We start from the raw sequence: 18938 nt of genomic DNA, 5'->3' as shown, positions 1-18938 counted from the left end.
TACAAATCTGGGTTTTTCGTAATTTTGTAAAAGCCCATGTTCCAACAGTTTTTAGTATAATCTGAGTCAGATGTCACATTTCTCTTGATCAGGACTTACGCAAAATATCTCTCAAAACCTCATTTCTCTGTGAACTCTGTGCCTCTGTGGTTAGTTTTTTAGTGACTTGTGCGTAAGTTCTATGGATTTTTGAAAAATCATCGGGTCTGACGCACCCTACTAAAAACACTAACCAGTGTACACTTCTGCTGGTAAACGGCTAAAAGATAAACGTTCGTTCTGCACATCTACAAAGATGGTGTCACCGTCGTTAAATTCACCCCGTAAAATGGCTTTGGCAATTTGGGTTTCTAACTCTCGCTGAATTGCCCGTTTCAGTGGCCTAGCTCCAAACACAGGATCATACCCTACTTCTGCTAAAAAGTCAAGAGCAGCATCAGAAAGTTTCAGGAACATTTTGCGTTGGCCAGGTCCACCGGAAGTACCGCTTAATCTTTGTCGTAATCTATCGACTTGTAACTGGACAATTTGACGCAGTTCTGGTTTTTGCAAGCTGTGGAAGATGATAAATTCATCTATGCGATTGAGAAATTCTGGACGGAAACTACTCCGCATGGACTCCATGACCCGATGACGCATTTCATCATAACGAGAATCATCTCCAGCTACATCAAGTATATACTGTGAACCGATGTTACTGGTCATAATAATGATGGCGTTTTTGAAGTCCACTGTGCGACCTTGGGCATCTGTGACGCGACCATCATCAAGTATTTGCAGTAAGATGTTGAATACATCGGGGTGGGCTTTCTCGATTTCGTCGAAGAGAATCACTGCATAGGGACGACGGCGAATTACTTCGGTTAATTGTCCCCCTTCTTCATAACCGACATATCCGGGAGGCGCGCCGATGAGTCGGGAAACGGCGTGTTTCTCCATGTATTCCGACATATCAATTCGCACTAAAGAGTTTTCTGTGTCGAACATATAGGCGGCTAAGGCTTTGGCCAATTCGGTTTTACCTACGCCGGTGGGACCGAGGAAAATAAAACTAGCGATGGGACGGTTTGGGTCAGAGAGTCCAGCGCGAGAACGTTGTATAGCATCGGCTACGGCTGTAACGGCTTCACTTTGGCCAACGACTCGATGATGGAGTTCATCTTCTAAATTCAGTAATTTTTCTTTTTCTGATTCCACTAATTTACTAATGGGAATCCCTGTCCATTTAGAAATAATTTCCGCAATATCCGCTTCTGTGACTTCTTCTCGCAGTAAAGATTTACCTGTTCCTTGGACTTGAGAAAGTTCTGTTTCGGCGGCTTGCAATTGACGATGTAATTCAGTTAGTTTACCATATTTAAACTCTGCTGCTCGGTTGAGGTCATAGTTTCTTTCTGCTTGTTGAATTTCTAAGTTAACTCGATCAATTTCTTCTTTAACAGCCTGAATTTTATTAATAATATCTTTTTCAGACTGCCATTGGGCGCTGAGGGTGCGTTGTTCTTCTTTGAGATCGGCAAGTTCTTTTTCTAGTTTTTCTAACCGTTCTCTGGAAGCCCGATCGCTCTCTTTTTGCAAAGAAAGTTTTTCCATTTCCAATTGGAGAATTTTTCGGTCGATTTCGTCTAGTTCTTCCGGCTTGGAAGTAATCTCCATTTTCAGTTTTGCGGCGGCCTCGTCTACCAAGTCAATGGCTTTATCTGGGAGGAAGCGATCGCTAATATAACGACTAGACAAGGTAGCGGCTGCAACGAGGGAACTATCGGAGATCTTTACCCCGTGATGTACCTCATACCGTTCTTTCAAACCGCGCAAAATCGAAATAGTATCTTCGACGTTAGGCTGATCGACATAAACCTGTTGGAAGCGTCTTTCTAAGGCGGCATCCTTTTCGATATACTTGCGGTATTCATCCAAAGTTGTCGCCCCAATACAGCGCAATTCACCCCGTGCTAACATGGGTTTTAACAAATTCCCCGCATCCATGGATCCTTGGGTTGCACCTGCACCAACAACGGTATGAATTTCGTCGATAAATAAAACTATATTCCCTCCAGATTCGGTAACTTCTTTTAATACTGCTTTCAGGCGTTCTTCAAATTCACCCCGGAATTTTGCCCCCGCAATTAAAGCCCCCATATCTAAACTTACCAAGGTGCGATCTTTCAGGGATTGGGGAACATCACCAGCGACAATTCTTTGGGCTAATCCTTCAGCGATCGCTGTTTTACCAACTCCAGGTTCACCTATTAACACCGGGTTATTTTTAGTCCGTCGGGAAAGAATTTGAATCGTCCGGCGAATCTCATCATCTCGGCCAATTACCGGATCAAGTTGACCTTTACGGGCTGCATCTGTCAGATCCCGTCCATATTTTTCTAAAGATTGATATTTCCCTTCTGGATTTTGGTCAGTCACTTTTTGACTCCCGCGAATTTGTTTAATAATATTCTTGAGTTTTCCTTCATCTAAACCAAATTCTTGGAGTAGACTTTTACCAAAACGGTCATCTTTGCTATAAGCCAGTAATATATGTTCAACAGAAATATATTCATCTTGAAAGTCCTGGCGATGACTGTTCGCCCGATCTAAAAGTGTATCTAAACTGCGACCTAAAAAGACAGAAGCACTGCTACCAGATACCTTTGGCTGACGTTGGAGAAATTGTTCTGTCCGTTCGTTGACTGTTTGCAGATTCACACCTGCTTTCGTAAAAATACCACTGGCCAGTCCATCCTGTTCCAGTAGCGCCTTCATCAAATGTTCACTTTCTAGCTGTTGTTGCTGGTACTGTTTAGCGATTTCTGGGGTTTGAACGATCGCTTCCCAGGCTTTTTCTGTAAATTGGTTAGGATTAGTGGGTTGCATAATCTTTGAAAAAACCACGACCGATGACACAAGTGCAGCAAAAACCCTTTTAATCAAGTTTATTGCCAACAGAACAAAAACTAATCTTGTTCTATGCCCTTTATTGTAAGGATAAGCTGCAATTTAGCTAGATCGGTCTTCACGTCTTAATCAAGTAGTATTGACACTCTCCCATACATTTTTGAGTAGTCGGACAAAATTAAATTCATTGGTTGAGAGAGGGAACAGGAAAAGCAGTTGTGTAATTAGTTCTGTCTCATTACTTATTTCTTGGTGGGATTTGCGTTAATTTTTACAAAAATTAGGGTAATATAAGTTACCTAGAAGCATAATTTGACATAGCAGACAATGATATTCAAAATTGGATTATCAGAGGCAGAAAATCGCACCTCTAAACAACATCGCTATCTTCTGGCGATCGCTGCTTTGGTGGTAATCAGTCTCCTCAGTTCTTTGGCCGGGACACCAGTTCAACATGATATATCTAACTGTTGGGAAGGCTTGATTTGGGGAATAGCCGATCCAGTTCTGGGTTTAAATCGGTTAGCCCCCATCATTGCTATTGGTATCCTTTCTGCTAGATTTGCCAGTCGTAGAGGAATTAGTGTATCTTTTGTATTGGCTGCACTTTGCGGACAATTAATGTACCTGTCTCAGGTAAATTTACCAGGTGCAGAAATAGCCATTGCCATTTCTACCATCGTCCTTGGTGCAGTCCTAGTAACATCAACTCCACTGGATTGGAGAGCGATCGCCCTACTCAGTATCGCCACTGGATTATTCCAAGGTTATGCTGGTGGTGAATCAATTCCCAACCTAGAAATGTTAAGTTTAATTGCCTACATTTTTGGTGTCACCTTAACCCAATCTGTGATCATCATCAGTGCTAGACAAATGGGTAACATGAATCAGGGAGACATCAACCAAATGTTACCCAAAAAGATCCGCTTTGCAGGTGCTGGTTTTTGTGCGATCGGGATCGTGTTTTTAGGCAACGCATTTATCTAAGTAAGTGGGCAGAATAAAACCTGCCTTATCCCAACGACATTTTTAACGTCGGACTACTTAGCAGATCACCAAGAGACTTGCAAATAAAAAAATATCCCAAAATTTCTTGTGGTGCAGGCATCTTGCCTGCTAATAATACAAAGACGGGCAGGATGCCCACCCCACAAGATTGGATCATCTTTTTTGTGGACTAGGGACGGAAGGCCGTCCCCCCCTAGCAACACCTACATAATTAATGTTATTAAATGGTTGAATATCTTTTTAAATTGGAGATCCCTAACTTTAACTAAAAACTGTAAAATTACCTACTTTCTTCAGATTGGAAATGAAAAGCCAGATCAAATCAAACAGCAACATAGTTAAATTAATCATCAGCTTATAGCTAAACCACCCTGCGCGAACAGTCAGAACGAGTAAATCAATATTGCTACTCGAAAAACAGGTTTTAACTAAAATCTGAGAAAGTTGTGAACATGAGACAAGTTATTTTCTAGTAATACTGATTATGAAATTTTTTAATGAATATTAGTAATATCACCATGATGGTTTCTCAAAATTGGGGCAGTCAAGACATGATTTCCGCAGGAGTCGAAGCAAAAATAAGCCGATTAGAATCAATTGTTGAACAAATAGGAGAAGCCGTACTTTCTACTACTGAAACAATTGAACGTCTGAGTGAAAGAGTTGATGCTCTCAGCTTACAAGTAGAAGCCCAAGGTAAACAAGTACAACAACAAGGTTATCAAGTTTTTGCATTATGTGATGCTGTACAGAGTTTAGCTGAATCTCAGAAACATTCATTACAACAAATTAGTCAATTAACACAAACCCTCGATGGATTTGTATCCTTGCTGCAAAAACCAGACGAAGGATGACCAACTAAATAAATTAAAATTTCACTTGAAAAACAGGTAAAGAATTACAACTCAACCAGATTTTGATAAGACACGCAAGAATCACAAGGTCCTTCTGGGTTGACTGCACAACGAATTAGTTCTGAACGAGCATTATAGCTACAGGTAGCATCACCAATTACCCAGCGTCCATCTACTAGACTTTTTTCTGTAGGACGTTTAGCAGATTGCACATAAATAGCTATATTATGTAATTGGTAGCGTCCTGACCTTAACTGATACCGATGACGACGCTCTAAGACTGCATAGGTTTTGCCCTCAAAGTCAAGATAATTACCTGGTTGGGGCATCCAATCAAGTTGTAATCTACCAAGAGACTGATGAGAGTTTGTTAAAATTACCTCAGTCGGTAAAGAATCTTGCTTCATTATAAGTTTAATTTTTCAGATATTTTGTAGTCTGTAGTCTGTAGGGTGCGTCAGATAGAGTAATTTAGGATAAAATCACTAACTTTCAAATTCTGACGCACCTGACTGTAGTCTGTAGGGTGCGTCAGATAGAATAATTTAGGATAAAATCACTAACTTTCAGATTCTCACGCACCTGACTTGATCTAAATCAGTGCGGTGCGTCAGATCCAAAAAATCTGTTGTTTCCTAAATTATCGGGTCTGACGTGGTTGGTGAGCTTGCTGAACCACACCCTACAAGAGATAAAATCTATCATCCTGATCTACCTTACTTACTCTATCAAAAACATAGGTGATCTTGCCATTTTTACAAGCCTGAATAGCCTATCTACTTAGGAACGCAAATTTAATAACCTGCAATTCTGATTTAACCTGGAATGGTGCGTTACGCTGTCGCTAACACACCCTACTTTTGCTGACTCCTAGCCCTAACGAAAAGACTTTTTCAGCAACCCCTACTTAGCTGTGTGAAGATGATCTAACCCACAGCAAGAGTTTTCTGGAATGGGGGACGCATTTCTAAACCCAGCAAATTCAACATTTCTGCGTCAGCATCATAATCTGGACAGGGTGTTGTCACGGTCAACATTTTATGATCATCGCTAGAAAAAATCGAATTAGCCCCGGCCATAAAACAAAAAGCCTGTTCTACTTGGGTAAGTTTCGCCCTACCTGCACTTAAACGCACATCAGCAGATGGCATAATTATTCTAGCTGTAGCAATCATCCGCACCACATCCCATATTGGGACTTCTGGCTGATTTTCTAGGGGTGTACCAGGAACTTGTGAAAGAATATTGATTGGGACAGATTCGGGATGGGGTTGTAAATTTGATAAGGTGTATAACATTCCTACACGGTCTTCAACGGTTTCGCCTAAACCTAAAATCCCCCCAGAACAGACAGTAACATTAGTTTGGCGGACATTTTCAATGGTATTTAAGCGATCGCTATAAGTTCTGGTAGTGATCACTGTGCTATAATATTCCTCGGAAGTGTCTAAGTTATGATTATAGGCGTATAAACCGGCATTTTCTAAGCGTTTCGCCTGATCTCCTGTCAACATCCCCAAGGTGCAGCATACCTCTAAACCCATTGAGGTGACATCTTTCACCATATCTAAAACTTGCTCAAATTGGGAATTATCCCGCACTTCTCGCCAAGCAGCACCCATACAGACCCGACTCACACCTGTTTCTTTGGCTTTTTTGGCGATATTCAGCACCGTAGCTTTCTCTAAAAGTGCTTCCGGTTTCACTTCTGTTTTATACCGAGAAGATTGAGCGCAATAACCACAGTCCTCTGGACAACCGCCGGTTTTAATAGAGATTAGTTTACATACTTGTATTTGCTTGGGGTCATGATATTGGCGATGCACACTAGCAGCTTGATAAATTAGCTCTAGTAATGGTGTATTATATATAGCCAAAATCTCTTCCTTGTGCCAATCATAGCGTATTTTTCCCACCGATATTACTATCCTTTTTTTTACTAGATTAATCAAGAATTTTTGTCCATGACTGCTATAATAACCTAACTATTTTTCAGATATAGTCGGTGGGCAGAATCAAACCAACCTGTGTCAAGAAAAGTACACAATTAGGACTTACGCACTGTACAAAATGCAGATGATATGTATGAAGGAAATTGCCTAGTTTCACGCTTTTGTCATCCCATATTAGTGCGGTGCGTCAGATAGAGGAAGTCTGTTAGATGCTCAATTATCGGGTCTGACGCACCCTACAAGAGATAGCATTGATAATGCTTATTTAATAGATTCTGTCAATGCGTAACTCATAACAATGTTACTTTACTGCTAAAGTTTGATCTGATTTAAATGAATGCGGGGATTATAGGTACGGATAGCCCGGAGTTTTTCATAGTATTCTCGTTCTTGTGAGGTAAGGTCTTTTGGGGGTGCGATCGCTACTTTCACAAACTGATCACCACGTCCACCCTTGGTTAAAGGCCAACCCTTTCCACGTAACCGCAAAGATTGACCAGAACGCACTCCCGCAGGTAGTTTAACATTCACACTACCATCAGGCGTGGGAACATCAATACTAGCGCCTAAAGTAGCCTCGTCTGGGGTAATTGGCACTTCACAAATTAAATTATCCCCTTCCAATTGAAAAAAAGTATGGGGTTGCAATTCCACCTTTAAATATAAATCTCCCCGTTGTTGAGTCATGGGGTTAAATTGACCCTTCCCCCGCACCCGTAAACGAGTACCAGATTTAGCCCCAGCCGGAATCCGTACATCAATTGTTTCGTTTCCTAAACTAAAGCGTTTTTGTACACCAGTAAATGCTTCAGCTAAAGTCAAAGTGATGGCAGCTTCGGTGTCTTGGCCAGCACCAGCATCTTGAAACCCTGCATCCCCAAAACCACTTGGTCTACCCGTCGAGCTACGATAAGAGTAACTTTGTCTACCAGGGCGAGGACTAGCACCACCAAATCTTCCTAGTAACTCATTGACAAAATCATCAAAACTACCGTATTGACTGAAATCAAAGCCACCCATATCCGCACCAGCACCACCGGAGGGGAATCCTTGACCAGCTTGTTTCCAGTATTGACCAAATTGGTCATATTTTTTCCGCTTATCTGCGTCAGATAGAACTTCGTAAGCTTCGTTAATCTCTTTAAATTTTGCCTCTGCTTGTTTATTCCCAGGATTGACATCAGGGTGATATTTGCGGGCTAGTTTCCGAAAAGCTTGTTTAATTTCTTCTTGACTGGCAGTTTTACTGACCCCTAAAATTGAATAATAGTCTTTAAAATCGGTTGCAGCCATCTACCAGCCTCCTATCGAAATTTATATAACAAAAATAGTGATGTGTTTTTGCCGGGTATATGCCCAGCATTAATATTCTGAATACAAATTAACAGAAAATCTAGAAAATCAAGTGTGGTTCTCGCTCATTGTTCCAGGGGAATTTCCGTACTTTGGTCATTCTGGCAAGTGAATAAGGTGATCTAGTCCTTCTGTTATACTGGGGGGAGCGTCCCGCAGTTGACGATACATCCGCCAGATAATTTCTTCAGGGACTCGGCGTGAACGTCTTTTATTCCGTGCTAAACATAACCAAACTGGAGTATGTAACCAAATTCCTGTGATTTGAGTAAAGCCACAATTACGGGCTAAATCCATCAATTCAGAGCGATACCTTCTCTACGAGACACTACATGAACGGTGAGCTACGCTAACGCGCCGCCGGACATTAGTTGCATCAAAAATCACTGATTTATGATCATTGGTAGCCTGTCTAAATTGTCGTTCTATTTCCCGCCAAATCAGCAACCAAGCCCCTTGAATCGCTTCTGACCCAAAAAGTTGCCCCCGGATAGCATCTGTAGAAATTAGCTGCATCTGGGGACATTCTGCCAGTATTCGTTTTGCCAAGGTTGATTTACCGCTACCAGGAAGACCAATTAACAAAACCAGTTTAGTCATAGAGAATTTAGGTTAGGAGAAAGGGGGAAAGGGAGGAAACAGGAGAATAATTTATTTCCTGTTCCCTGTTCCCTCCTTATATGATTGTTCCGTCGGGAATCACGGCATTTTTGAGAACGACTACAATACCACTGCGGATATAGAAGCCTTGGCTTTCTCGTTCTGCTTCTTGCACATTATCCTTGTTGATAATTTTGACATCGTGACCAATGCGTGCATTTTTATCAATAATTGCCTTGCGGATAATGGTGTCTGTACCAATACCCACCGGAATATCGCTTTTTTCTAAGCTACATTGGCGTTCTACTGAGGCTTGATAAAAGTCTGCACCCATCAATAAGGATTCTTCAATTGTACAACCCGATTCAATGCGCGATCGCACTCCTAAAACCGAATGCTGAATCCGGCAATTTTTCAAAATACAACCTTCACCAATCATAGATTCCGTAATTTGGCAATCTAAAAGCTTAGACGGTGGTAAATAACGAGCGCGGGTGTAAATCGGTGCTTTTTCATCGTAAAAGCTAAATGGTGGTAAGGGTTGCTGTGTTAAGGCTAAATTTGCATGATAAAACGCCTCAATTGTTCCGATATCTTCCCAGTAATCATCAAATAAGTAAGCCTGAACGTTGTAATCTTTGGCAGCATCAGGTATAATCTCTTTACCAAAATCAGTCCGTTCTAAAGACTCTCTCAATAGTTTGATCAACACGTTTTTCTTAAAGACATAAATCCCCATTGAGGCGATATATGGCTGTAATTCAGCTTGTTCTGGCGTTAATCCTAAGATTGTGGTATCAACGCGCATCTTCTCTAAAGCTTCACCTTTGGGCTTTTCACTAAAATCAACCACCCTACCAGATTGATCGATTTTCATCAAGCCAAAATCTGAAGCGCGTCGATCATCTATCGGGATCACAGAAAGAGTAATATCAGCATTTGTCTCTCTGTGACGCTCAATAAATAAGCGATAATCCATCCGGTACAAGTGATCACCTGAAAGGATCAGGTATTCCTCTGCATCCCATTCTTCTAACAGCCAGATATACTGACGGACAGCATCTGCTGTTCCCTGAAACCAATTTGGATTTTCTGGTGTTTGTTGTGCCGCCAGTACCTCTACAAATCCCTCGCTAAATCCACTAAAATTGTAGGCGCGAGCAATATGCCGATTTAAGGAAGCTGAGTTAAACTGTGTCAGAACGTAGATTTTAAAGATTTCTGAATTTATACAATTACTAACAGGGATATCTATTAAACGATACTTACCTGCTACTGGTACTGCTGGTTTTGCGCGGAGTTTGGTTAACGGATAAAGCCGAGTACCCGCGCCCCCACCAAGAATGATTGCTAATACATTTTTCACAAAATTTCTCCCGACTGCCTTTCAACTCTCATCTACAGTTTAGGACTCTATGTAGCACCTGGTAAGTGGGGATCAAAGATTATTGTGGATGAATTTTACAACACAGGTAATGGTAATTGGTAATTGGTAATTGGTCATAGATAATTTTTCCCATCACCCATCACCCATCAGCACCATGAAACCTTATCACCAAATCCCAATTATCGAATGTGGTGAACCTTTCACCAAGATTCCTTTAGAACTGTTTGCGGTGGAATCTCCCCATCCTTATGAAAAATTGGGTGCTACCTATGGTGAACTTTCACCTTATTGTCTGCGCCAAACTGTAGTTGAATATTTAATCCAGGCACAAAATTACTTGCAATTACTCTATCCCGGTTGGTATATTCAAATTTTTGATGGTTATCGTCCCGTTGCTGTTCAGCAGTTTATGGTAGATTACAGCTTTGCCACAGAGGTAGAAGCACGAGGATTAAGTGGGGAGGAACTATCACCCCAGCAAAGCCAGGAAATTTGGCAAGGGGTTTATGAAATATGGGCTGTACCCAGTTTAGATCCCAAAACTCCCCCTCCTCACAGCACTGGGGCAGCAGTTGATGTCACACTGGTAAATGATCAGGGAATGGTAGTGGATATGGGTTCGCCAATTGATGAAATGTCAGAGCGATCGCTCCCCAATTATTACGCCAACAGCACCCAACCACAAGCCCAAAACTATCATAATCACCGTCAAATATTACGAGATGTTATGTTAAAAGCCGGATTTCAACGCAATCCTAAAGAATGGTGGCATTTTTCCTTTGGTGATCAAATGTGGGCTTGGTTACATAATCAATCCCATCCCCACAATCCCGTCATCGCCCGCTACAGCCGTCTTTTTTAGGTTACAGCCAATTACACATCAATTAGGTACAGACTTTAAGGAACGCAAATTTAATAACCTGCAATTCTGATTTAACCTGGAATGGTGCTAGTGTGTTAATTCTGAATCCCTTATCCCATAAGACTTCATGCACATTTTGTGCCGCCATATTTTTATGAGAAAGTGCCTGAAACAGATGTTTTCAGTGTAAACTACGGTAACACCAATAGTTTTTGGGAGAATCCCTCCAAAAATACACAGAATTAACATACTAGAATGGTGCGTTACGCTGTCGCTAACACACCCTACTTTTGCACTTTATTTAATTCAATTCATATTCCTAAATTGAATGACTGTTGACTCCCTCCTGACTCCTGACTCCTGACTCCTGACTCCTTCTGTATTCCCTATTCCCTTTCTTCTAAGCATCTTGAGGGTTGAGACGAATCATTTGCCAAGTAGTATAAGTGCCAATGGGACTCCACAATAAATAAGGAAGTAGTAGTAATGCTGCCCCACCAGAAACAGGTAAAATTGCCAGAGTGATAAGAGTACAAATAATCAAACCTGTACCGCCAAGAATTGTACCGACGGTAAGACTGCGAAGCCAAAACATCAGGGGTGTATAGGAAATTGTCACAACTTCCAGCAGTAAATATAAACCCATCATTAACCAAGTTGTGCTGGTGCCTGGGTTTTTTTCCCAGATTATGTAAGCCGACCACGCACCACAGATAAATATGACTGTCCAAATTAGAGGAATCGCAGCTTCAAAAGTTAGCCATCTCGGTCTTCGTAATTGTCTGAACCACTGGCGATCGCTAGGTGTAATCAAGCTACCCCCAAAGGCAACTAAGAAGGCCACACCTCCAATTACCATCCAAGATCTAATCATAAAAAAGTTACGAAACGTTGGGAAACTGCTTCAATTTAGTCATTACAGGCAAAACTACTAATGGTCTTAACAACTTTCTATTTTAAATGATTATGTGATCATTGTTGGGAAATTGAATAAGTTTAATTTAACGGCATTATCAGGGTTTTACGTTAAGTTGACACCAATAAAGCCCTAATTAAGCGGATTTAAAGGACAATGATAGCAACTTGCTATACAACATAATCATGGAATTTTTACGGAAAACAATTAATCGCTAGGCAATAATTAATACATTAGCAATAAATTTACACATCTTAATCAACCTGTTTTAATTTATTGAATATTATTTTTCCTGTCAGGGTTAACTGGAATCATCGCCATAGTTTTTTCAAGTAAATACTTAAAAACCAAATTACTTTTATACTCTTCTGTAATTGTGCTGTGTAGTAGTATCTTCATATTTCTGGGGACTAAATACATAGAAACTACATAATTAATATCAGCTAGTTAAAAGAGACTAATTCTTCTGTGAGTCTTTTTCTTAAATAACTTCAGCGAATAATGAATTTTAAATAACATAAATAAATTAAATATCAGATACTAATGATCAAATAAAAATGTAATCTTTTCTAGTAACCATATTTTTGCGATTTACTGTTAAATTAATTACATAAACATAAGAATTAGCTAAAAATAGATTGAGACTTTATTAATTGCACTTTTCCTGATTTTCATCTCGAGTTGTCATAACAATTTTTCACCAATTTTAAAAAAACCGTTACATAGCCAAAGTCCCCAGTTGAAAAAGGTTTTGCCTGAAAAATGCCAATAAAAATTAGTCAACTTCAAGAAGACCTACGCTAAAACCCTGATCCCCAAGGCAAAAGGTTCGTGCTAGTGTGTTGCAGTTGCAAAATCAAAGTGAAAACAGAACGAGTTCGAGTTTTACAGGAGATAATCACCTCCATTATTAAAAAACCCTTGAATTATAAAAATTCAGTTCTACACTCGCTTTAAAATCGGACGCATGAATCAAAGATATTTGTTGACTACTGTTGCCTTGTTTCTCTCGGTTTTGGGTACCCCCTCAGTTGGTCGCACTCAAACCGCCAAGGAAACCGTACTAGCCTCCCAGAAATTGCCCTCATCTAATGTGGTCAAGGTGGGAGAATACCAATCCCCAGCAAAGAAACCTACCTCCTCCGGTGTGATCACCCAAATTCATTCTCACAGCATAGGAGGTCGTCAAGCGGCAACCCTGTTTATCCGTAACATTCCTGTTTTTACCTTTACGAGTTCAGCGATCGCTGCTAGTGGGGAAACAAAAGTTGGGACAGTTGGTAATAGAAATAATGTCAATTCTGACGCTGTTGTTACTGCTAACACCAGCAGAGTGGCCAGTCTGAGGAATGTGATCGATAAAAGTAACCAAAATGATCCGGTGCAAAGAGCCGGTGTAGTAGCTGCTAAAATCAACCAGCTAATCCAAGATAATGTTGATGCTGCTCAGATTACAGTTAGCTGGAAAGCTGGGAAAAAGTCTCAGGTAAATGATAAAGCCCAAGATAAAAATTCCTCTGTTTCACAAAATGACACTTACATCATTAAAGTAAATGGTCAAGAGTGGATGGAAATGAATGAAGGTATCCATCTAGCCGGTACAAGCAAAAATCTTGCTCAGGATGCCTTACAAGCAACCAACCGTTTACGCAGACTTTTAGGCAATGCCTCTCCTTTAACTAAAATTGCTAACTTACCACCAACCAATACTCGATTCTCACTGCCTAAAGTTGTTCAACGAATGGCAGCGAAAATCAACTTCCAAGGCATAGCTTCCTGGTATGGCTATGATGGTTCTAGTAGTGCTACTGCCAGTGGAGAGAGATTTCATCCTGAAAAACTTACAGCAGCCCATCGCAGCTTACCAATGGGGACAAAAGTTCGTGTCACCAACACCCGCAATGGACGTTCTGTAGTTGTGCGAATTAACGATCGCGGTCCTTATATTGGTGGTCGAGTTATTGACGTTTCTGCGGGTGCGGCTCGGATTTTAGGGATGATGGGCAGTGGACTTGCCCCAGTACGGATTGACATTTTAGGCAGATAAGGTCAGAATTTCGACTCCATCTTCTGTCACTGCTAAGGTATGCTCAAATTGGGCGGAGAGTTTGCGATCGCTCGTCACAGCCGTCCAACCATCACCGAGCATTTCAAATTCCCAAGTCCCTTCATTAATCATTGGTTCAATTGTAAAAACCATGCCTGGTCTCAGGCGTTTACCTTTCCCCCTAATTCCATAGTGGGGGATATCTGGTGCAGTATGAAAAATATTACTGATGCCATGTCCAACGAAATCGCGCACCACAGAAAAACCGTAGGATTCGGCATATTCTTGAATAGCTGCGCCAATATCCCCAATTTTAGCCCCTGGCTTCACCTCAGCAATACCCAAGCGTAGACACTCTTCTGTCACTTCTACCAACTGTTTTACTTTCGGTGAAGCATTGCCAACAATAAAGGTTTTAGATGTATCCCCGTGATAACCATCCAAAATTGGCGTAACATCAATATTAATAATGTCACCATCCCTGAGAACTTGTTTAGCATTGGGAATACCGTGACAAATAACCTCATTTACGCTGGTACAAATTGATTTTGGATAACCTTTATATCCTAAAGGTGCGCTTTTAGCCCCATGTGCCTTTGTCCAGCGTTCTGCGGCATCATTGAGTTGAAGTGTAGTTACACCTGGTTTTACCAGTGGTTCTAAATATTGTAAGAGTTTGGCGGCTAATTGGCCAGCCCGACGCATTTTTTCGATTTCTCGCTGGGATAAAATAACTATCGTTTCAGTTCTCTCAGTTTTCATGGAATACTATTTGTTATTCTGTTAAAAATATTGTTAAACCTGTTTTAGCGGCTCTTTGGGCAGCATCAGCGACTTTTAACGTATATAAACTGGCTTCTGGGGTAACATACAAAGGTGTTCCATCAAAAAGATGATCTAATACCATATTTGTATCTTTGGCAAATAAACCCCGACGAGTACCGACTTCAATAGGTGTACTTTCCTCAGCTTGCACTAAAATTCCTGTATCACCATCAAAAATTAGTCCCCCTTTTTCACCGTGAACTTCAAATTTACGTTCTGACTGCCACAGAGTTTCACCTTTGCCATAGACTACCTGTGCTAATAATCCATTGGCAAAACAAAATTGAGCAGTGCAGAAACAGGTTTGGTAATATTCTGATTCTGTCTCCCAATATCGCTGGTGACAATTTACTGTTAATACTTTACCAAATAAATCGGTGAGACGATGTAATCGAGACAGGGCTCCAATTAAAGGAAATCCAAACTGATCGTGATTGTAAGTCCATTTGCGGGGTGCGGGATGTTGGGGGTTGATTGTGCTGTAGCGAACATAAAACAAATCTCCGACCTTGGCTATTTGCTGCTTGAGGGCTTGATGCAAACCGCCCAAAAGTTCAATATGTTCAATGTGTAGGAGTTTATTTTGGGTTTTAGCTAAGGCGACAAGTTCTTCTGCTTCTTGAAAATCGACAGAGAGGGGATACTCAACAATGACGTGTTTGCCGTTGTTTAGGGCTGCACGGGTGATTTTTCCATGATCTCGATTAATAGTAGAGATGATGACTAAATCAATATCTTGACGTTGTACTAGGTCTTGCCAAGAGTCGATCGCTTGGGTAGAGTATTCTTGGGCTAAGGCCGTTGTTTTTTCGGGCGTATGTCCAGCGATCGCTACTAAATTTACTCGCGCAGCATTTACCAATGCCTCAGCCCGGTGTTTAGCTGCATAACCCGTACCAACTAACCCCACCCGTAGTTTTGTATTTGCCGAAGGTGGCTCAAAATCGTACATTATATTTACCAGTGTTATCGGTTCGGTTGTCAAAAAGTTTCAGCAATTAAAAATGAAAAAAAGCAGTATTGGCAAGTCTTTAGGCTGCTGACTATAGACTAGGAGTTGCGCGTTGACAGAATCTATTACATAAGATAAGGGTTATGGATTTTATCTCTTGTAGGGTGCGTCAGACTCGATAATTGAGCATCTAACAGATTTTTTTGATCTGACGCACCGCACTAATATGGGATTCCAAAAACCTGACAGTCCTAGACAATTCAATGTAGAACAGTGGAACATCTGAACTTGTGTAACTTTGCTGACCAACTTAGGCATTTTAACAAAAAGGGGGCGGGGTAAAACGGTTTGAAGAAGGCTTTTTTCTAGTTTTGTGATTTTTAGCTAAATAAATCATCAGACCACTATCGCTCAATTAGCTAGTCAACCATCTAAAACATAGCAATTTTTAGTGCTTCAGAACTGATGGTAGTTATAAAATCCATACATTAAAAGACTTTTACCCTTATCATCTCTGGTCTTTAGCCTGTTCCCTACCATCGGATTTTTCATAACTAAAACTTATGAGTATTAGGTAACTAAATTTCATTACTAATCGGGGTCAAATTTCAGTTACAAGCTCTAACTTTTCCCGTAGTATCAGAATTGAGGCAAATTAAAAACAGCAGCTAGTCTTATCAGGGTTGCTGGAGGCTTTGCTTTAAGATAACTTATACTGCCGCTGAAAATTAAGAGAGGATTACTAAATGGCTACTTTCAAAGTCACTCTAATTAACGAAGCTGAAGGTCTAAACCAAACAATTGACTGTGACGATGACACCTATATTCTAGACGCTGCGGAAGAAGCTGGTCTTGACCTACCTTATTCCTGCCGTGCTGGTGCTTGCTCAACCTGTGCAGGTAAAATTAAATCCGGTACTCTTGATCAATCTGACCAGTCTTTCTTAGACGATGATCAAATCGAAGCTGGATATGTCCTCACTTGTGTAGCTTATCCCACATCTGACTGTACAATCGAAACTCACAAAGAAGAAGAACTTTACTAATACAAGAGGAATCAGGAATCAGGAAGAGTAATTTTTTTACCCTATTTTTTGGTTCCTATTCCTGAAATTAATCCCAAAATCAATCCTGTTCCCCTCTGGTGGCAGGTTACGCCTTCCTATTTTGCAATACCTTGTCCATTTTTTGTTGGTTGAGTTGAGCGACAGCGCAACCCTAAGCATTTGTTGGGTTCACACTATGGCTAACGCCTCCCGTCAGGGATACGTGAATGTACATTTGCTTCGCAACCCAACCCACAAATCAAGGCTTTTTTGAATTTGGACAAGGTATTGTTTAATTTATTCGCTTTTCTAACCAAGTCTATAAATTAGCTAAGGTTGTTTAAGTCAGTCCAGGAGAGTTTGTTAATTCCTCAATTAATTGGTCAGGAGTCAGAATTCGCGGTGTAACTACCGGAAAATCTTGAGGATTACGGGTAATAATGGCATCTAATTGATTGATTACAGCAGTCGAGTATTGAATAGCATCTTCAAAATCCTTAAAATTGGTTGTCAAAGCCATACCAATGACAGCCTGATTTACCGTAGCAATTTGACAGAAGGTAACTAGCTGATTTAAATAAGTAAGCGTCCAATCTCCACCTCTTGCTTTACGGATAATTTAATACAAATCACTAAAAGTTGATGCCGAAATATAACCTGCTATTGTGCCTTGTTCAATTAGTGATAAAACTTGTTCACTAGCATCCCAAAAAGGTTCTCTTTTCAAGGCATCATCAATAATAATGTTAGTATCTAGCAAAATTTTCACAAGTTATGTTTCTCCTTTAAGTATTCCCATTTAGCTTGATCTGGATCAAAATTTGCTGGAACGGGAGGGGCATTTTCAAATAAACTCTGAAATGCTTTGATTCTAGATTTTCTTTTTGGTGTTGCTGGTGCTGGTTCACTGGTTGGGGATGTGGTATTATCAAGAGTATCCGTAGCTTGCCAAACTATTACTTCTACATTTCCGGGGGGTAAATTCACGGGTTCGGTAATCAGCAAGTTACCAGATGGATCAATTTTTCCTTTGAGTTTGTATGCTTGCATGATATTTTTCATAAGAGTCTATTTCTATATTATCTGATGTTGAGTAAAATTCAATCTCTAAACTTGGGTTTAATTTATGATAACTACACTCATTGAACGAGAATCAGAACCCATTTTAATTAATGACCTCACCTGGAGAGAATTTAAAGCTGTGGAACAGCTAATTGAGCGTCCAGGGTTAAGGTTATCCTTTTTAGATGGAGTCTTAGAAATTCGGAAAATGCCAGGTAAAAAACACGAAATTATCAAAAAACGTATTGCTTCTTTAGTAGAAATTTATTTAGAACTTTTGGAATTAGATTTTACTCCGACGGGTTCTGTTACCCTAGAAAGTGAATCTGAAAAAGTCAAAAAAGAAGGTGATGAATCTTATGAATTGGGAGCGAATAGAAAAAGACCTGATTTAGTGATTGAGGTGGTTGTTAGTAGTGGAGGAGTTGATAAACTAGAAGCATACAAACGGTTACAAATTCCTGAAGTATGGTTTTGGATTAATGATGAGTTATTATTTTATAGTTTAGGAAATGAGGGATATGAATCCGTTACTAAATCACAACTTTTGCCGAGTTTAGATGTAGGTTTATTAATGGGTTGTATTAATATAGAAAATCATGCTCAAGCACTGCGGGAATTTCGAGCAGGGATAAAAATTACAGGATAGTATAAAAATCCTAGAAACTTCTACTTATTTCTAAAATTTGTCTGATTTGAGCTAAAGCTATTTCTCCAGAAATTGGCTCAACGGTATGATTATGTATTTCATCCCGGCGTTTTTTAGCTTCTGTGTTCCAAACCTTTTGGATATTTTCATCAATATCAGATTCTAGGCTTTCAATCAGTTTTTCTACTAAAAATACTCTGCTAGAACTGGGTAAAGACAGGGCTTATTGAATTAATTCTTCAACTGATACCATAATTATTTATATTCTCTATAAATTGCATTGAGAATAGGCACAAACAAGGACTTTATTGACAAACTATTTTAGCATTTTTTCTGTAAAAATGTCATATTGTTGAAACTGAAATCTAGCCTTCTATTTGCCTTTGTATAACAAATGCAAAAACTGTCTCGCTATTAGTGACGTAAGGCTGTTGTTCTAGATCAATATCTATAATTATGTTAGGATCAAGCAAGACTTTATCTGAAGCTTAAAATAACGCATTCTCGTAAATAAAATGTCAAATTTTAGAATGAAA

16 protein-coding genes and 2 pseudogenes are annotated in these 18938 nt (G+C 40.1%); 6 read left to right on the top strand and 12 right to left on the bottom strand.

The window, feature by feature from the left end:
* Positions 1-228 precede the first annotated feature (228 nt).
* Positions 229-2868, bottom strand: coding sequence for an ATP-dependent chaperone ClpB (clpB, locus tag VB711_RS21445; RefSeq protein ID WP_323288325.1), 2640 nt, complete (start codon positions 2866-2868; stop codon positions 229-231).
* A gap of 348 nt (positions 2869-3216) precedes the next feature.
* Here clpB and VB711_RS21440 point away from each other — a divergent pair, with 348 nt between their 5' ends.
* A complete protein-coding gene (locus VB711_RS21440) occupies positions 3217-3876 on the top strand; it encodes a HupE/UreJ family protein (RefSeq protein WP_323288323.1) in 660 nt (219 codons plus the stop codon).
* 518 nt (positions 3877-4394) lie between these two features.
* Positions 4395-4751 carry a hypothetical protein gene (locus VB711_RS21435; protein ID WP_323288322.1) on the top strand — a complete coding sequence of 119 codons (357 nt, stop codon included), beginning with the start codon at positions 4395-4397 and terminating at the stop codon, positions 4749-4751.
* Between the two features lie 44 nt (positions 4752-4795).
* Here the strand turns inward: VB711_RS21435 and VB711_RS21430 are convergent, their stop codons facing one another.
* The 5 genes and pseudogenes from VB711_RS21430 to VB711_RS21410 all read right to left on the bottom strand — a co-directional run bounded on the left by VB711_RS21430 (position 4796) and on the right by VB711_RS21410 (position 10022).
* Positions 4796-5158 (bottom strand): DUF6464 family protein, encoded by a 363-nt coding sequence (locus VB711_RS21430; RefSeq protein WP_323288321.1) that lies wholly within the window; start codon positions 5156-5158, stop codon positions 4796-4798.
* 519 nt (positions 5159-5677) lie between these two features.
* Positions 5678-6673 carry a biotin synthase BioB gene (bioB, locus tag VB711_RS21425; protein WP_323288329.1) on the bottom strand — a complete coding sequence of 332 codons (996 nt, stop codon included), beginning with the start codon at positions 6671-6673 and terminating at the stop codon, positions 5678-5680.
* A 342-nt stretch (positions 6674-7015) separates the two neighbouring features.
* Positions 7016-7996: a DnaJ C-terminal domain-containing protein gene (locus VB711_RS21420; protein WP_323288320.1), complete on the bottom strand. Its 981-nt coding sequence runs from the start codon at positions 7994-7996 to the stop codon at positions 7016-7018.
* Between the two features lie 156 nt (positions 7997-8152).
* A pseudogene (locus tag VB711_RS21415) lies at positions 8153-8656 on the bottom strand (AAA family ATPase).
* A 76-nt stretch (positions 8657-8732) separates the two neighbouring features.
* The gene (locus VB711_RS21410; protein ID WP_323288319.1) at positions 8733-10022 is read right to left on the bottom strand and encodes a glucose-1-phosphate adenylyltransferase; all 1290 of its coding nucleotides are present in this window, start codon (positions 10020-10022) and stop codon (positions 8733-8735) included.
* A 175-nt stretch (positions 10023-10197) separates the two neighbouring features.
* Between VB711_RS21410 and VB711_RS21405 the strand changes: the two genes are divergently transcribed.
* The gene (locus VB711_RS21405) at positions 10198-10905 is read left to right on the top strand and encodes a M15 family metallopeptidase (RefSeq protein WP_323288328.1); all 708 of its coding nucleotides are present in this window, start codon (positions 10198-10200) and stop codon (positions 10903-10905) included.
* 400 nt (positions 10906-11305) lie between these two features.
* Here the strand turns inward: VB711_RS21405 and VB711_RS21400 are convergent, their stop codons facing one another.
* Positions 11306-11779 carry a TspO/MBR family protein gene (locus tag VB711_RS21400; RefSeq protein WP_323288318.1) on the bottom strand — a complete coding sequence of 158 codons (474 nt, stop codon included), beginning with the start codon at positions 11777-11779 and terminating at the stop codon, positions 11306-11308.
* 1009 nt (positions 11780-12788) lie between these two features.
* Here VB711_RS21400 and VB711_RS21395 point away from each other — a divergent pair.
* The gene (locus VB711_RS21395; RefSeq protein WP_323288317.1) at positions 12789-13868 is read left to right on the top strand and encodes a septal ring lytic transglycosylase RlpA family protein; all 1080 of its coding nucleotides are present in this window, start codon (positions 12789-12791) and stop codon (positions 13866-13868) included.
* Here VB711_RS21395 and map read toward each other — a convergent pair.
* Both map and VB711_RS21385 read right to left on the bottom strand, forming a co-directional pair.
* The gene (gene map, locus VB711_RS21390) at positions 13857-14630 is read right to left on the bottom strand and encodes a type I methionyl aminopeptidase (protein WP_323288316.1); all 774 of its coding nucleotides are present in this window, start codon (positions 14628-14630) and stop codon (positions 13857-13859) included. The two genes, VB711_RS21395 and map, sit on opposite strands and share 12 nt — an antisense overlap.
* Before the next feature lie 13 nt (positions 14631-14643).
* On the bottom strand, positions 14644-15645 hold the full coding sequence (locus VB711_RS21385; protein ID WP_323288315.1) for a Gfo/Idh/MocA family oxidoreductase: 1002 nt from the start codon (positions 15643-15645) through the stop codon (positions 14644-14646).
* Between the two features lie 746 nt (positions 15646-16391).
* On the opposite strand from VB711_RS21385, the gene VB711_RS21380 reads away from it, so the two are divergent.
* On the top strand, positions 16392-16691 hold the full coding sequence (locus tag VB711_RS21380) for a ferredoxin (RefSeq protein ID WP_323288314.1): 300 nt from the start codon (positions 16392-16394) through the stop codon (positions 16689-16691).
* Positions 16692-17031: 340 nt separating this feature from the next.
* On the opposite strand, the pseudogene VB711_RS26525 reads toward VB711_RS21380, so the two are convergent.
* Both VB711_RS26525 and VB711_RS21365 read right to left on the bottom strand, forming a co-directional pair.
* Positions 17032-17460: pseudogene (locus VB711_RS26525) on the bottom strand (type II toxin-antitoxin system VapC family toxin).
* A complete protein-coding gene (locus VB711_RS21365) occupies positions 17457-17741 on the bottom strand; it encodes a hypothetical protein (protein WP_416233601.1) in 285 nt (94 codons plus the stop codon). Before VB711_RS21365 ends, VB711_RS26525 begins: the two are co-directional and overlap by 4 nt.
* A 76-nt stretch (positions 17742-17817) precedes the next feature.
* Here VB711_RS21365 and VB711_RS21360 point away from each other — a divergent pair, with 76 nt between their 5' ends.
* A complete protein-coding gene (locus VB711_RS21360) occupies positions 17818-18402 on the top strand; it encodes a Uma2 family endonuclease (RefSeq protein ID WP_323288309.1) in 585 nt (194 codons plus the stop codon).
* 10 nt (positions 18403-18412) lie between these two features.
* Here the strand turns inward: VB711_RS21360 and VB711_RS21355 are convergent, their stop codons facing one another.
* Entirely contained in the window at positions 18413-18622 is a 210-nt protein-coding gene (locus tag VB711_RS21355) for an addiction module protein (protein ID WP_323288327.1), read from the bottom strand.
* Between the last annotated feature and the right edge of the window lie 316 nt (positions 18623-18938).

It is taken from the genome of Cronbergia sp. UHCC 0137 (assembly GCF_034932285.1).
In the GTDB taxonomy this organism is placed as follows: domain Bacteria; phylum Cyanobacteriota; class Cyanobacteriia; order Cyanobacteriales; family Nostocaceae; genus Cronbergia.
The sequence above is the reverse complement of the archived record's forward strand: the minus strand, read 5'-3'. Positions and strand labels throughout refer to the sequence as shown.

Excerpts from the sequence above, each read along its gene's own strand:
- clpB (WP_323288325.1), bottom strand. The coding sequence starts at position 2,868 with ATGCAACCCACTAATCCTAACCAATTTACAGAAAAAGCCTGGGAAGCG.
- VB711_RS21440 (WP_323288323.1), top strand. The coding sequence starts at position 3,217 with ATGATATTCAAAATTGGATTATCAGAGGCAGAAAATCGCACCTCTAAA.
- VB711_RS21435 (WP_323288322.1), top strand. The coding sequence starts at position 4,395 with ATGAATATTAGTAATATCACCATGATGGTTTCTCAAAATTGGGGCAGT.
- VB711_RS21430 (WP_323288321.1), bottom strand. The coding sequence starts at position 5,158 with ATGAAGCAAGATTCTTTACCGACTGAGGTAATTTTAACAAACTCTCAT.
- VB711_RS21420 (WP_323288320.1), bottom strand. The coding sequence starts at position 7,996 with ATGGCTGCAACCGATTTTAAAGACTATTATTCAATTTTAGGGGTCAGT.
- VB711_RS21405 (WP_323288328.1), top strand. The coding sequence starts at position 10,198 with ATGAAACCTTATCACCAAATCCCAATTATCGAATGTGGTGAACCTTTC.
- VB711_RS21400 (WP_323288318.1), bottom strand. The coding sequence starts at position 11,779 with ATGATTAGATCTTGGATGGTAATTGGAGGTGTGGCCTTCTTAGTTGCC.
- VB711_RS21395 (WP_323288317.1), top strand. The coding sequence starts at position 12,789 with ATGAATCAAAGATATTTGTTGACTACTGTTGCCTTGTTTCTCTCGGTT.
- map (WP_323288316.1), bottom strand. The coding sequence starts at position 14,630 with ATGAAAACTGAGAGAACTGAAACGATAGTTATTTTATCCCAGCGAGAA.
- VB711_RS21385 (WP_323288315.1), bottom strand. The coding sequence starts at position 15,645 with ATGTACGATTTTGAGCCACCTTCGGCAAATACAAAACTACGGGTGGGG.
- VB711_RS21380 (WP_323288314.1), top strand. The coding sequence starts at position 16,392 with ATGGCTACTTTCAAAGTCACTCTAATTAACGAAGCTGAAGGTCTAAAC.
- VB711_RS21365 (WP_416233601.1), bottom strand. The coding sequence starts at position 17,741 with ATGCAAGCATACAAACTCAAAGGAAAAATTGATCCATCTGGTAACTTG.
- VB711_RS21360 (WP_323288309.1), top strand. The coding sequence starts at position 17,818 with ATGATAACTACACTCATTGAACGAGAATCAGAACCCATTTTAATTAAT.